Raw genomic sequence first — 548 nt, 5'->3', positions numbered from 1 at the left:
TCGCTGTACAATGGCTGGTCGTCGATAATAAGAACGTTATTCAAAGTGAACCTCATCTAATATTTCAACTAGTACGCTGTCAGGCAACAGCTCGATTGGATGAGTAGGATTGTAGGAAAAACCTTGCTGAGAGGAAGGAAAATGACTCTTTCCAAAAATGAAAATCAGTGTCTTATTTTTTGGAATGTTGGCGGCAGCCATTGAAACACTTAACGATGAGAAAATTGTGTAAAAACATGCCCTGACAGAAAACTAACAAACAGAAAACGTTAATTCATCCATTGCTGACCGTGATGTTCTGTTTCGCATATTGATACATGTTGTTGTATTTAATGGATTGTAATTCTCGGTTATCACACAAGTTTCGTATTACACGGTCACAATGCTCGAGCTTACGATAAATTGCGTATTCGCCGCGATACTCAAATGGGCGAAGTGAGGCTAACCTCACAATCGCTAAACAGATTTTCTTAGAGTGAGGAAGAAGGTCGTGCAGTTGAAAGTAGCGATCAAAGTGCGGTGTGATTGAGGAGGTAGAAATCGACTTC

1 pseudogene is annotated in these 548 nt (G+C 40.1%); it reads right to left on the bottom strand.

The window, feature by feature from the left end:
- Positions 1-274: 274 nt before the first annotated feature.
- Positions 275-548, bottom strand: a pseudogene (locus tag R7093_RS27435) (response regulator); the annotation flags it as partial.

It is taken from the genome of Vibrio sp. 1580 (assembly GCF_033340055.1).
The sequence above is the reverse complement of the archived record's forward strand: the minus strand, read 5'-3'. Positions and strand labels throughout refer to the sequence as shown.